This is a genomic window from Pseudoalteromonas sp. ABE4_541, assembly GCF_056312285.1.
On record NZ_JBSVEM010000002.1, the window covers coordinates 54,532 to 69,365 of the forward strand.

The window sequence follows — 14,834 nt, forward strand, 5'->3', positions numbered from 1 at the left end:
AAGTAGGCCAGAGCGGCATTGATTGCCGTTACTGGCCTTATCTATCATCAAGCAAACATCGTTTTCACATCTTCGAGTATTTCTTGATACTCATCCGTAGTAAACATATCTACAGAGCGAATGATTCCTTTTTCTTCATAGACTTGTAAAGAAGCTGCTTTATCAGAAACTTGCAGTATCCCTTCTAAAATAGCTCCTACTCGTATGAAGTCTACATAGCAATCATGCTCAGGTTTGTAATTCGGGTTGGACCAGCTTTCAGCCACCTCAACAAAATCATCCGTAAAGCCCCATTCTCGCATAATTGCACCACCAATTCTTCCCGCTAACTTTTGTATTGCATGAGCTAAAAAACTTGGATTGGCAAACACTTCTGGGTGACGCTCCGCTTCAGTTAAAATGGGCAAGACGCCAATGTTAAAAACCAACGAAGCCAGCGTAATAGTGTCTTTATTCAATGATGTGTGTTTATTAACTCTCAGATAAAAGCTCATCGTGGTGATTGCTTGGCAAGCAACTTTCAATGTTTTTTGCCATGCCTTATCCATGTAGGTTTTGATCAATTTATTGTTTGATACAAATAACTGCTCCATGGCCATTGCAGTGGCAATATTTTTGATTTGTCGTAAACCAATGCGAGTCACCGCTTGGTTCAGCGTATTCACTTTCACCGAGCGTCCCATAAAGGCACTGTTTGCGACTTTTATCATACGTGCTGATAAGGCAGGATCATGCGAAATAACGTCAGCCATTTGCATCAAGTTGACGTCAGGGTCATCCGCAGCCTGACGAACTCTTACCGCAACATCAGGTAATGTAGGTAGAACCAAAGTATCATTATTGATTCTATCAATAAGAATTGTAAGTAAGGCATTCTCTGTTGACATAGACTCTTTCCAAACTAGTTAGGAAGCATAAAATCGTTTTTGTTATATGCCTTTAGTATTGTCTAACATCTCGATAAAGTTAAGAAAATGGGTCAAAAATATTGCTACTAGGTGTTAGTTATTTGGTTTTAAAAAAATTGCCTCTCTACTTTGCAGAATATTTCTTTCGAATAAGGTAAAGTAAGCACTCTGTATTCACTCCAATAACAAAAAAGAGAGCAGCATGAAACTTTCAAAGATCAGCCTTGCATTCATGGTTGCTGGCACTATGGCGCTGAGCGCCTGTTCAGACCCAGCTAACAACACTGCGACTAAAGCAACAAAACAACAAGAACAAACGACTAATTACACCCTGACTAATACCCCACAATCTCGTCTAGATATCTACACAGAGGTAACTTTAAAAACTGACCTTTCACATTTATCTGACAATCAGAAAAAAATGATCGGTAAGTTAATTGATGCCTCTAAAATTATGGATGATCTGTTTTGGAAGCAAAGCTTTGGCATGGACAAAGGCACGTTCCTAAGCCGTATCTCAAATGAAAAAGTACGCACCTATGCAGATATTAACTATGGCCCTTGGGATAGACTTGACGGCGATAAGGTATTTTTAACCAGCTTTGAAGAAAAAGCATTAGGGGCTGAATTTTACCCGCATGACGTAACCAAAGAAGAGCTAAATAACGCTGATGTGAAGGATAAACAAGGCCTGTATTCAATCATCAAACGTGATGAACAAGGTAAATTGTACAGTATCCCTTATTCAACGATTTACAGCGATGAACTCAATGCCGCTGCAAAACTGTTACGCGAAGCCAGTGCTTTGGCGGCAGACAAAGAATTCGCAAATTACCTAACTCTGCGTGCTGATGCTTTAGTCAACAATAGCTACCAAACTTCCGATTTCGCTTGGATGGATATGAAAAATAATCCAATCGATGTGGTGATAGGACCTATTGAAACGTACGAAGATCAATTGTTTGGCTATCGCGCAAGTTTTGAATCGTATGTACTAGTAAAAGACTTAGCATGGAGTGAGCGCTTAGCTAAGTTCGCAGCTTTCTTACCTGAGCTACAAACTGGTTTACCTGTTGATGACAAGTATAAGCAAGAAGTCCCTGGTTCAGATGCAGACCTTAATGCCTACGACGTGATTTACTATGCTGGTCACTCAAATGCCGGCAGTAAAACCATTGCCATCAACCTACCAAATGACGAGCAAGTTCAGCTTGAAAAAGGCACGCGTCGCTTACAACTTAAAAATGCAATGCGCGCAAAATTTGATAAAATCTTGTTACCCATTGCTGACCAGCTTATTGTCCCAGAACAACGTAAGCACATCACTTTCGATGCGTTCTTTGCTAATACCATGTTCCACGAAGTGGCACACGGTTTAGGTATAAAAAACACCATCACAGGTAAAGGTACTGTTCGCCAATCACTACAAGAGCACGCGAGTGCGATTGAAGAAGGCAAAGCTGATATCTTAGGTCTGTACATGGTTGAACAACTACTAAACAAAGGTGAAATCACAGAAGGTACCATTGAAGACTACTACGTCACTTTCATGGCTGGTATTTTCCGTTCGGTTCGTTTTGGTGCGTCTAGTGCGCACGGTAAAGCGAACATGATCCGTTTTAACTTCTTCAAAGAACAAGGTGCATTTTCTAAAGATGAGCAAGGCCTATACAAGGTGAACATGGACAAAATGGCGGTTGCGATGAAGAGCCTTTCGAATCTGATCCTAACTTTGCAAGGTGACGGCGACTATCAAAAAGTCGACCAACTAGTTGCAACTCATGGTGACATCAAAGCTGAGCTAAAAGCTGATTTAGAAAAGCTGGCGCAAGCAAACATTCCTGTGGATGTTACTTTCAAGCAAGGTAAAGAAGTGTTAGGACTATAGCTCTGAGCACAGTTATTACATATTAAAAAAGGGCACATTCAGTGCCCTTTTTTGTGGTTTCATTACAAGCAGTAACGTGCAAACAAACTGCTCACCGTTGCTGCTGTTGGCTTACCGTGCTGCCAATCTCCACCTTCTACCCCACTACCGGCAATATCCATATGTACATACGGAATAGGTAACTGTGAGTCACATCCGTGCTTATCCAAACCACCCACAATAGCTAAAAAGGCCATTGGGAATTGATGACCGCGTGCAGTTACTGCTGACGGTGCATTGTTGCTTGATAAAACATCATCCGCTAAAGTGCGAGGCTTCACAAAGTCATAATCTTCGCGACGGCTGCGCGACAACTCAGCCCCATCAGCCCATAGATCGCCAATGTCTGCTAATTGACGAGACACTTTTGCGGCTCTGGCTGGACCATTTTCGACATAAGCACTGTAAGGCCCTACAGCACGTGCAGCGTGCCCCGTTAACGTTGCAACGGTAAACAGCTCAGGGTTCACCTGCGACTTAGCCAAATCTTTTATCTCACTCAGTAAGTCACCCATTGCCAAGCGCCCTTCCGCATCGGTATTGCCAATACGTACTTTTAAGCCTTCACGACACGTGATTATTTCATCTGGTACAAAACAATCTGAACCGATTGAATTACGCACTACGGCAAGGTAAGCAATCACTTTTACGCCCTTTGGCTGATAATCAGCTACCGCCTTCATAAAACCAGCAACAGAAGCAGCCCCGCCTTTATCGCGGCTCATACCCGCCATAAAGCCACCCACTTTAAGATCCGCACCACCTGTGTCGTAAACCAAGCCTTTACCAACAAACATCAGGGTACGTGTTACTTCGTCACTTGGGGTGTAAACCAGTTTAACGACGCGCGGGTGATGACGTTCAACTGTGTACGATGCACGCGCAACGGTGGCAAGCATCGGATAATTTTCCTCAATCGTATTGAGATCAGAAATCACTTCTGTGCTTACACTGGTGTTTTGGAATAACTCAACACAATAGTCAGCAAATTTAGGTGGTGCCATACGCTCAGGCTCGGTACCGCAAAGATCGCGCGCTGCATAGTGACCCGCGGCTAAGGCATTCAATTGCAGGCATTGTTGTTCTGAAGCCCCAACCAAACTAATTTCTTTAACAGGTTCGATGCTTTCGCCACGATATTCACGCGCTTCCAATGGTTGCCACAATGCCTGGCACATACCTAGATAAGCCACTTCCAAAGCATTTTCGTATCGGCCATCTTCTGGCATACCAACCACTAACAGGGTCGGTGCAGTCACGCCAGCCGCTTTCGCTTCAGCAATGGCACTTTTTGCCGCATCAAATACACGACGTACATCATCATAATCGCGGTTTAGTGGGCCTGTTGGTGAGACGATCAGGCGCTTGCCTGGTAAATCACCAGCTAAAACCAGCGACGCTTTACTAGCAATACGCGCGTCGACGGCAAGATAGGGGGCAATTGCGCTATCTAAGCGCGCATCACCTAAGTTATTAATATCTGAAGTGATAACGATGAGCGCATCGGATTGCGCATTAATAAAGTCGTTACAAGACAGTGCACGAGGAAAAGACATAATCGAGCCCTTGATTATCATTATAAAGGCCCGATTATGGGGGATTTAAAAACAGTTTGCTAGTAAACGCGCTTACCGTGCTGTTTGCGTTTGTGTACGCTTATGTTGACTAATGACCGACCATGCCTCAAGCATCACCAGTACACTCACAACTAACACGATGACATCAAGCCCGACTAAAAGCCACTTACTTTGCTGATAGTACTCAACCAACTTTATCAGTCCCGCAAAAAATGCCATAAGCAACACAAAAATCATGGGGATCAAAGTGTATTTTGCCGGGCGACCTAACTTAATCAAATACACCGAGATCACCAGTAGCGTTAAGCTTGCAAGGATTTGATTGGTAGAGCCAAACAAGGGCCAAATTATCATACCACCGCTGCCTGAAGCCCCACCGGCACCAAACGCTAGTAACAAACAACAGCCAACCGCGACGAAGGTTGCCACGATGCCATTTTTAAGCAAGTTAATTTGATAAATATCACCCCACTCTTGAATGATGTAACGTTGTAAACGCACGCCCGAGTCCATGGTTGTTCCCGCAAAAAGTACTACCATCACAGCCAACAAGGTAGCAGCAATTTCAGCCGGAATGCCCCAGCCACTACTGATCAAATTAGAGCCACCAGTAATAAACGCACCAACACTACCGGCACCTAAGTGGCTGTAGATCTCATGCCATTGCTCAGGTGATACCGCTAACATCACGCCACTGACCGCCACCAGCGTGATCAAAGCAAGTGAACCCTCTCCTACGGCTCCCAAGTAACCCACAAAGCGCCCATCAGTCTCTTTATTTAATTGTTTTGAGCTGGTGCCCGAAGACACAATACCGTGAAAACCAGACACAGCACCACAGGCAATGGTGACAAACAACAACGGAATAATGCTTGGTGTTTGTGCTGCAACCTGCGTATTAAACGCAGGAGCCGTGATATCAGGCATCACCACAAAAACGGCGCCATAAAGCAGCACCAAGCCAACTAGCAGCTGCATACCATTAATAAAATCTCGTGGTTGTAGCAACAGCCAAACTGGCAATAAAGAAGCCACCGCCGCATAGATAAATAAGATCACTATCCAATTTGCTTTATCCGATAGCCCAAACAATTCCGTTGGCAATGCCAGTGGCATGCCAGACCCCATGTAAATTGTCGCATACAAGATGGCAACACCAATCACACATAAAGGAATGAGAGGCACCTGACGTTTTAACAGCTGGCCAATGATCAAAGCGACGACAATCGCGGCCCAAGCTGGGAATACGGCGCTTGGGTTGGCAACAAAAGAGTTGGCTATAACGACCCCGAACACAGCATTAACCATAAGTAAGACGAGAAAAACAACGATCATGAAAAGCGCACGAGTGCGTTTACCTATCACACTCTCAGAGAGCGCTCCCATCGATTTTCCTTTGTGGCGAGCACTTGCCCAGAGCGCCCCCATATCGTGCACACCGGCAAAAAAGATGGTGCCAAACACCACCCACAACACAGCGGGGACCCAACCCCAATAAACGGCGATAGCGGGCCCAACAATCGGCGCAGCCCCTGCAACAGATGTAAAATGATGTCCCCAAAGCACCACTTTGTTTGTCGGCACAAAATCAACGCCATCATTGAGTTCGTGTGCTGGGGTGACAAAGTTGTCATCCATTTTGAAGATTTTCTGGGCTATAAATTTGGAATAAACAAACCAGCCAAATAGCATACCTGCTATACCAAATAGCACTATCATGATTGACTGCATTCAAGGCTCCTGCTCTTTTTGTTGTCTAAATTAAACTTTAGAAATTAACACAGTAAACAAATAATGCACTCACCTTTTAGTCGCAATCGAATAGACCCAATTGTCCTTGATTATCTTTTTCTTGTGATAAACCTACATTAATACCAATTAGACGTACCGGCTTATGAGGGTAACGTTCTAGTAATTCACAAAGTAGCGTACACAGTATATCTGCATCTAGGTAAGTCAATTGACACTCTTTGCTCACCACCTGAAAATCAAAGAATTTTACTTTCACTCCCAACTTACTCATCCCTCTGCTCTGTATGTAGGGCTCGGCCCTGCGAGTCAGTTCTGGATACAGCTTTTGTGTTAGCCTTCGCTTAAGTTCGTCAATATCGTTGGTATCTTCATTAAAAGTTGTTTCTACTCCGACAGATTTGCGTACCCGTTCAGTCTCTACTTGTCGCTCGTCTATTCCTTGGCAACGACGCCAAAGCACTAAGCCAAATTTCCCAAAACGCTGATATAAAAAGTCTTCGCTAGAGGCCTTTACATCACAACCATACTGCAACCCCAAAGTTAGTAGTTTTTCCTGAGTCACCTTGCCAACACCCGGAATTTTCTTCAATGGCAAAGTATCAATAAAGCCACTAACCTCATCTGGGGTGATCACAAATTGGCCATTCGGTTTGTTTTCATCACTGGCAATTTTCGCGAGAAACTTAATTGGTGCCACCCCAGCAGAAGCGGTAAGGCCAGTTTCACTTTCTATATCCGCTCTAATTTGTTGCGCGATCAGAGTTGCACTGCCGTGAAAAAGCGTACATTCAGTCACATCCAGATAAGCTTCATCTAATGAAAGCGGCTCTATTAGGTGCGTGTAACGGGCAAAAATCGCTCTAATTTGCTGTGATACCTCCTTGTACACAGCCATGCGCCCAGGCACGATTACTAAGTGGGGACAAAGTTTTTTCGCTTGGTAATTAGACATCGCAGAGCGAACACCATATTCGCGGGCTAAGTAATTTGCTGTTGAAAGTACCCCGCGATGGCTATTTCCACCAATCGCCATCGGTACATTGGCAAGCTCTGGATTGTCGCGCATTTCAACTGCGGCATAAAAGCAATCCATATCGATGTGAATGAATTTACGCATTACTGACTTACTGTAATTATATACAGTTAAATATCATCACAAATTTCAAGAATGTGCAACTTTTCCTCATGCTCAGGATCAACTAAACTGGGAAAATCTTGGCATTACACAATTATAGCAATCAGCTTAACTAAGTGGTCTATTTTGAAGGATTAACTGTTATTGCGGATTGATATTAGAATAAAACAAGGATCTAACATGCTATATAGTCGACTAGGCAGTAGCCAACTTGAAGTATCTCGCGTCTGTTTAGGCAGTATGACCTGGGGTTTACAAAACAACCAGCATGATGCAGACGAGCAAATCAATTATGCCCTTAGCCATGGTGTTAACTTTATCGATACTGCTGAAATGTATGCAGTCCCCCCTTCCCCCGACACCTATGGTGCAACAGAGAGCATCATTGGTAATTGGTTAGGTCGACATCAAGAGAAAAGAAAAGATGTCACCTTGGCAACCAAAATTGCCGGACCGGGTTTAAGTTGGGTAAGAAATGGCTCTCCGATTACAGGCGCAGCTGTCATTGAAGCGGTAGACTCATCATTAAAGCGGTTACAAACCGATTATATCGACCTATATCAGCTACACTGGCCTAACAGGCGCTCACCACATTTTTCGCAGCATTGGCCGGGAGTTGTCAAATTTACAGACGTGAATACCAAGCAAGAACTGGCATCTATGCTAGATATTCTCGAAGCACTACAAAGTTGTATTAACGCAGGGAAAATACGTCATTGGGGCTTATCTGATGATACAACTTGGGGGATCAACAGCTACCTGAAACTAGCCAACGACAATAATCTCGCTAAACCGGTTTCAATTCAGAATGAATTTAACTTATTACACACCAAAGATTGGCCATACTTGGTTGAAAACTGTGTCCATGAAGATATCGCTTATCTACCATGGTCACCTTTAGCCGCAGGCTCACTCACGGGTAAATATTTAAATGGAGCAAGGCCTGAAGGTACACGTTGGAGTATGATGCAACGTAACGGCCTATTTAGAGATACACCTGCGGTAAATCAAGCTATTGCCGAATTTGTTGAACTTGCTCAAGAAGTTAAAGTTTCGCCTGCACAGTTAGCGCTTGCTTGGGTCAATCAAGTAGATGGTGTTACGTCAACAATCATTGGTGCAACCTCAATGGTGCAGCTCAAAGAAAATATGAATGCCTTTAATTTGCAGCTAGACCAACAACAACTAGATATCATCGATGTCTGGTTGCGACGTTTTCCTTCGCCGTTTTAAACAAATACACAAACCAGTGTGGCAAAGGTATAACTTTTGCCACACTGCTGCATCTGTTTTATAGGACTCAGATTACGTATAATCCCCGCATAAGTAACCTTGTGTGAGACCTTATGCGCCCACTAAATACTACGCCCGACAAACCCACATCGGGCACCTGCTTTACCCGTCAAACTGCACGCGCCATCGTCTTAAATGGCAGCCGTATATTGCTGCTTTACACGCAACGATATGATGATTACTCGCTTCCAGGTGGCGGCGTTGATGAGAATGAAGACATTGAACAAGCCTTAGAAAGGGAACTACAAGAAGAAACAGGCGTTAAAAGTATTATCAATGTAACTCCATTTGGTCGCTACGAGGAATACCGAGAATGGTACAAGCCAGGGCACGACTATATTCACATCGTCTCTGATTGCTTTGTGTGCGAAATTTGCGGTCAATTTGATCAGCCCAAAATGGAAGAATACGAAAAAGCTAACGGCATGAAACCCGTCTGGATGGAAATAGATGAAGCAATCGTCCATAACATACGCACCCTCGAACAAAGCGAGAAACAAGGACAATCATTAACTCGCGAGTTGTTTTTGCTACAAGAAATCAAATCTAAGTTATTGTAAATTATCAACTGTGCACAAACTTGGCTAAGCTATGTGCACAATAGTCAATATTCATATACCTCTGAGCATAATTTATCTACAATGGTTGGTCTCATAACGGAGGTTGTATGTCGTTTAAAAGCATTATTTGTATTTTTATCACTGTCTGTGTCTTTCTCTGTACGCCCACATACAGCTTAACTTTTTATGCTGAAGACTTACCGCCTTATCACTTTAAAAATGCACACGGGAAAACCTCTGGGGCTTTAGTTGAGATTGTACAAGAAGCGTTAAAAGCGGCACAACTCAAGGGCCAGTTTCACATCGTGCCGATGGCTAGGGCCTATAAAGAATTACAAACAGTACCTGACGCACTAATGCTTTCCTTACTCAAAACGCCATCTAGAGAAACGCAATTTCACTGGCTCGCAAAAACATATTTTGCCGATGCATATTTAGTTGGATTAAAGGCGGCCGAACACATAACGGAGAATTTACAAGGCGCGCAAAAGTACCGAGTTAGCACCATACGCGGCTACTCCAGTGAAAAGTATTTGCGCCAAGCTGGCTTCTCCGAAGATGATACCCTTGTACTGGTCAGCCATTACCAGCAGCTTTGGCAATTATTATTTAAAAAACGTACTGACTTGGTTATGACTAATACGCTGACTCTCAATTATGAGGTGCTCAACAGCGGGCTTGACCCCACTTTGCTAGAAAAGAAACTACACCTTGGCGACTTCCCATCTGAATTATGGTTAGCCGCCAACCTGAATCTGCCCAGCAACACCATTAAGGCGCTACGCGAAGGCATGAACACAATCAAACGCCAAGGTATCTACAACAAAATCCTTGAGCGTTGGCAACTGCCTTTGCCTCAGTCAGACAAATAATACTCAACGCTTGTCACAACACGAACGGTTTTGATTTGCGGGTTATTGCTGTCTCTATCGCGAATACTAAATTGCCCTTGCCTTGCTGATTTAATCTTCCCTAGCTGTGAGTCCGAGTCTTTAGCAAATTTCATCGCCACTTCTCTGGCTTTTTGAGTTGCTTGTTGAACCATTTTCGGCTTAATGTCATTCAACCCTGTAAACATATACTCTACGCGATTTTGATAATCATCTTGCGTAATAGCAATGCCCTGTTTGGCAAGCTTATTTAACTGCGCCAAGGCAAGCTTCACTTTGTCTGGTTGCTTACTAAATACCGTTACACCCGACTTGGCAACATACCTAAAGCCACGCTCATTTTGCCCATATTCTTGTGCAAACTTATCGGTGATCGACGGCGCAGACAAACTCAATTCTTGCTCGTTAAAGCCATGCAAAGTTAAAAAGGCTCGGATCGCAGAGTTTTTTTCTTCAATTCGTGCGACCAGCGCTTCTAAATCATTATCAGCATCTTTATAAAAAACAGGCCAAATTACCGTGTCGGCAGCAACTTCAAGCTCAGCCAAACCTTTTACCTCTACGGTACGTTCCATTGACTTCATATCTTTGAGTGTACCTGAGAGCACCCACGTACTCACGATCACCCCCACAGCCAACACACAGGCTGCGCCAAAATGTTTACTGAGCGCTTCTTTCATAAGCTTAATACTCCAAAATTTGAGTGATGAGATCAAAGTCTCATACGTTACAGCTCGACCATTAGTTAAAAACTGATTAGAGTGTAAGTAGTTGAGTTTTAATATGTTGAATAACTTTTCAGGCGGATTATACAGACATGTCACTGAACACATGATGTATACCCAATTCAACAAAAAAAACCATTACCATCTATTGAGACTTAGTTATCCGAGTTCGGTTAGTAGGACATCACATGAGCATAAAGCAAATTGGTCAGTTTTTTAATCCCCGTTCCGTAGCTGTGATTGGCGCTTCAAATACACCGGGACGTGCAGGCCATGTAGTCATGCGTAATTTGCTGCAAGGTGGATTCAAGGGCCCTATCATGCCTGTATCACCAAAGCACAGCGCTGTGCACGGCGTGCTGGCTTACCCCAATATTAATGCCTTGCCAAAAGTACCTGATTTAGCCGTACTTTGTACCAACAAAAACACCCTCGCAAACATTATTCATGAGTTAGGAAACTTAGGTTGTAAACACGTCATTATCATTGCCTCAGGGTTAAGTAATCAGCAAAAAAACGCGCTAAAGCTGGCAGCTAAGCAACACGATATAATCATTCTCGGCCCCAACTGTTTGGGCTTGCTTATTCCACACATTGGCCTCAATGCGAGTTTTTCGCACACAATCGCCTCACAGGGAAAACTGGCTTTCATTTCTCAATCTGCAGCTGTGTGTTCAACGATTTTAGACTGGGCTCAACACAAACGGATCGGCTTTTCTTATTTCATTTCCGTCGGTGACTGTCTTGGTATTGATTTTGATGAGTTACTGGACTTTCTAGGGCGAGACGCCAAGACCAAAGCCATCCTGCTCTACATTGACAACATAGACGATGTACGCCGTTTTATTTCCGCAGCGAGAGCCGCTGCTTTTAGCAAACCAGTGATTGTGATAAAAACAGGCAAAACGCACGCTGGAGCGGAGGCCGCTTACATTCATACCGGCGGGCGAACATCGGATGATGCCGTATATGATGCGATGTTCCAACGTGCTGGTATGTTGAGAGTAAACGACTTACGAGAGTTGTTTGCAGCGACCCAAACCTTGGCGTTACACCCCAAATTACTGCAAGTCGAGCAGCTGACCATACTCACCAATGGCGGCGGTCCGGGCATTATGGCCGTTGATACGCTACTGCAAAATTCGGGCAAGCTGGCACAACTTGAAGCGCAAACCAAAGATGCACTCAATGCCGTGATCCCACAATCTGATGTGACATCCAACCCAATTGATTTATTTGGTGATTCATCACCGTCTCGTTATCAAAAAGCGTTGGAGATATTACTCAAAGCCCCAGAAGTAAGAAACTTATTGATCATTCACACTCCATCGGCACTAGCGCCAAGTGAAGAATATGCAAAAATAATCGCCGATACATTACAAAAAATCCCCAAAATGTCACGCCCGTTTGTGATGACCAACTTTATGGGTGAACAGGCGGCTTATGCAGCACGTGATATTTGCGCTGATAATGCAATTCCAACCTATCGCACCCCGGAGGGTGCCGTGGGTGCTTTTATGCATTTAGTCAGTTATCGTCGCAATCAAAAACACTTAACACAAACGCCTGAATCCACCAGCGATGGTGCGAATATCGACAATAAAAGTGCTAAGCGCCATATCCAATCGTTACTAAAACAAGGCCATAAACAGCTCTCCACGCATTTGGCCAGCCAATTACTCAGTCACTATGACATCAATTGCATAGAGACACAGGTAGCAATGACGCCAAGTGAAGCAAAAGAGCAAGCCATCGAATTGGGCTTCCCAGTTGCATTGAAACTGCTCAGCCCCTCCATAGCATCAAAATCTGAAGTTGGCGGTGTTGTTCTCAACCTCAATGATGCCGAAGAAGTGGAACAAACCGCTTTTGCTATGTTGCTGCGTATTAAACAAACCTACCCAGATGCCACTATTGAGGGCTTCTCATTGCAGAAAATGGCACCAAGAGCTGGCGCACAAGAACTTCGCATTGCAGTGAAAACAGAGGCCTACTTTGGTCCAGTTATTTTATTAGGAGAAGCAGGAACAGGGCTGTCATTTTCGCAAGCTGCGGTCGCTTTTCCTCCTTTGAATATGAATCTAGCCAAATACTTGATTGCCGCAGCACAAGACAAAGGCTTTCTTAAAGAGCGCGCGCTTCCTGACAAAGTAGACAAATATAAGTTATGCGATTTACTCACGCGAGTATCGCAACTGGTGATCGATCAACCTGATATTATCAGCCTTGAGCTAAATCCAATCCTCGCTAGTGCGGGCCAATTTTTAGTGCTCGATGCCAATGTAACGCTTGCGCCATATCAACCTCAACTCGGTAAAAAGCGACTGGTGATCCGCCCTTACCCAAAGGACTTGGTTAAACAGATCACCCTCAAAAATGGCTGTCATGCCATACTTCGCCCTATTCGTCCGGAGGATGAACGAGCACATCAAGAGTTTGATCAATCATTAACTAAGGAAGACAGATACCGACGCTTTTTCGGCGAGTTACCTCAGTTCAACCATGAGCAGTTAGCAAAAATGACGCAAATAGATTATGACCGAGAAATGGCGTTTATTGTCAGCGAACCCCATAAAAGCAGCCATAGAACATTGGGCGTATCACGTATACTCATTGAGCCTGATAACAGCAGCGCTGAATTTGCGGTGGTCGTGCGCTCAGATTGCCAAGGCTTGGGGCTTGGTACCATCCTCATGTCTGCCATTATCGACTATGCTAAACAGCAAGGGCTTGAGTTAATTTCAGGCATTACCTTGCCTGAAAATAGCGGTATGATTGAGCTATCAAAGAAATTAGGTTTTAGTGTGAGCCGTGACTTCGAAGAAGGCACCGTTAACATGCAACTACAATTAACATCATTATGCTAAATACCCATCGAGAAAAAATGGCTGCGCTACTAGAAGGCAGCGGAAAATATCAAAAACAGGGTCATTACATCGATTTATTTTTGATCTCACTCATCATGATCAATGTGGTGGCTATTGTGCTTGAGTCTGTGCCAAGTCTGGCAAAAGAATACCACCAGCACTTTCTTAATTTAGAGTTAGTGTCTGTGAGTATTTTTTCCATTGAGTACTTACTGCGACTGTGGTGCTGCGTAGATAAAATCGAATATAAGCATTTGGAATATGGCACGCTTAAAAAGCGTATTCATTACTTTCTTTCTCCTTTAGCATTAATTGATTTAATTGCGATTTTACCAACCTTGCTGATGATGTTTATCACCTTTGATTTACGTTTTTTGCGCGTTATTCGTTTACTAAGGATTTTTAAGCTCACCCGATATTCTCGCGCTATGCAGTTATTGTTGGCAGCATTTAAAGAAGAGAGTAGCAGCTTACTGGCCGCTTTTTTTATTATGTCTGTGGTACTCATCATGGCGTCATGTGGAATTTACTTACTAGAACACGGTGTACAACCTGATAAATTTGGCTCAATTCCTCAGGCCATGTGGTGGGCGATGGCGACGCTCACAACCGTGGGCTACGGGGATGTTGTGCCTATTACGGCTGCAGGGCGCTTTTTTGGTGGTGTGATCACCTTACTCAGTATGGGCATGGTGGCAATCCCAACGGGCTTATTAGCGTCTAGTTTCGCCGACCAGCTACGCAAGCGTCGCGACGCGTTTAACGAAGCTGTGCTGCATAGCCTAAGTGATGGTGTGATAGACGACGCCGAGCGCGAGCACTTAGAAATACTGCGCGTCGAATTAGGGCTAAGTCATACTGAAGCTAACCAAGCAATAAAAATCATGAGTAGCCAACGTGCTCACGCGCTTTATTGCAAACATTGCGGAAACAAGCTCTGAGCATCACGCCAGTTCTAACATTATCTAACTTCAGTTGCACATAAACATGTTGATAGCTCAGCTTCGCTTTTGTGCAGTAGAGGCTAACTAACCTCAGCTGCACATAAGCGAATTTGCCCAATAAAGCTATTTCGCTCACTCTCTGCGTTATTTCTACTTGTAATAGCCTGCTATTACTTCGCGAAAATGCCTTGATATTAAGCGAAATAACATCATTGGATGTCGAAATAGTTGCAATGTTTCTATTGCTAGCTATCAA

At 43.9% G+C, this 14,834-nt stretch carries 11 protein-coding genes; 6 read left to right on the top strand and 5 right to left on the bottom strand.

Annotation, left to right across the window (positions count from 1 at the left end; genetic code table 11):
• Nucleotides 1–47 precede the first annotated feature (47 nt).
• Nucleotides 48–887 (bottom strand): HDOD domain-containing protein, encoded by an 840-nt coding sequence (locus ACW689_RS02915; RefSeq protein WP_476288401.1) that lies wholly within the window; start codon nucleotides 885–887, stop codon nucleotides 48–50.
• A 223-nt stretch (nucleotides 888–1,110) separates the two neighbouring features.
• Here ACW689_RS02915 and ACW689_RS02920 point away from each other — a divergent pair, with 223 nt between their 5' ends.
• A complete protein-coding gene (locus tag ACW689_RS02920; RefSeq protein WP_476288402.1) occupies nucleotides 1,111–2,796 on the top strand; it encodes a dipeptidyl-peptidase 3 family protein in 1,686 nt (561 codons plus the stop codon).
• A 62-nt stretch (nucleotides 2,797–2,858) separates the two neighbouring features.
• On the opposite strand, the gene ACW689_RS02925 is transcribed toward ACW689_RS02920, so the two are convergent.
• The 3 genes from ACW689_RS02925 to dinB form a co-directional block, all read right to left on the bottom strand.
• Nucleotides 2,859–4,391: a M17 family metallopeptidase gene (locus ACW689_RS02925; RefSeq protein WP_476288403.1), complete on the bottom strand. Its 1,533-nt coding sequence runs from the start codon at nucleotides 4,389–4,391 to the stop codon at nucleotides 2,859–2,861.
• Nucleotides 4,392–4,463: 72 nt separating this feature from the next.
• Nucleotides 4,464–6,143, bottom strand: a complete 1,680-nt coding sequence (locus ACW689_RS02930; RefSeq protein WP_476288404.1) for a carbon starvation CstA family protein — start codon at nucleotides 6,141–6,143, stop codon at nucleotides 4,464–4,466.
• Between the two features lie 76 nt (nucleotides 6,144–6,219).
• Nucleotides 6,220–7,281, bottom strand: coding sequence for a DNA polymerase IV (dinB, locus tag ACW689_RS02935; RefSeq protein WP_476288405.1), 1,062 nt, complete (start codon nucleotides 7,279–7,281; stop codon nucleotides 6,220–6,222).
• Between the two features lie 198 nt (nucleotides 7,282–7,479).
• On the opposite strand from dinB, the gene ACW689_RS02940 reads away from it, so the two are divergent.
• The 3 genes from ACW689_RS02940 (at nucleotide 7,480) to ACW689_RS02950 (ending at nucleotide 10,024) form a co-directional block, all read left to right on the top strand.
• Nucleotides 7,480–8,532: an aldo/keto reductase gene (locus tag ACW689_RS02940; RefSeq protein WP_476288406.1), complete on the top strand. Its 1,053-nt coding sequence runs from the start codon at nucleotides 7,480–7,482 to the stop codon at nucleotides 8,530–8,532.
• 113 nt (nucleotides 8,533–8,645) lie between these two features.
• Nucleotides 8,646–9,152: an NUDIX hydrolase gene (locus tag ACW689_RS02945; RefSeq protein WP_476288407.1), complete on the top strand. Its 507-nt coding sequence runs from the start codon at nucleotides 8,646–8,648 to the stop codon at nucleotides 9,150–9,152.
• A 107-nt stretch (nucleotides 9,153–9,259) separates the two neighbouring features.
• A complete protein-coding gene (locus ACW689_RS02950) occupies nucleotides 9,260–10,024 on the top strand; it encodes a substrate-binding periplasmic protein (RefSeq protein ID WP_476288408.1) in 765 nt (254 codons plus the stop codon).
• On the opposite strand, the gene ACW689_RS02955 is transcribed toward ACW689_RS02950, so the two are convergent.
• Nucleotides 10,009–10,722, bottom strand: a complete 714-nt coding sequence (locus ACW689_RS02955; RefSeq protein WP_476288409.1) for an SIMPL domain-containing protein — start codon at nucleotides 10,720–10,722, stop codon at nucleotides 10,009–10,011. The genes ACW689_RS02950 and ACW689_RS02955 overlap by 16 nt on opposite strands.
• A gap of 233 nt (nucleotides 10,723–10,955) precedes the next feature.
• Between ACW689_RS02955 and ACW689_RS02960 the strand changes: the two genes are divergently transcribed.
• A complete protein-coding gene (locus tag ACW689_RS02960) occupies nucleotides 10,956–13,634 on the top strand; it encodes a bifunctional acetate--CoA ligase family protein/GNAT family N-acetyltransferase (protein ID WP_476288410.1) in 2,679 nt (892 codons plus the stop codon).
• Between the two features lie 17 nt (nucleotides 13,635–13,651).
• Nucleotides 13,652–14,575, top strand: coding sequence for an ion transporter (locus ACW689_RS02965; RefSeq protein ID WP_476288411.1), 924 nt, complete (start codon nucleotides 13,652–13,654; stop codon nucleotides 14,573–14,575).
• Nucleotides 14,576–14,834 lie beyond the last annotated feature (259 nt).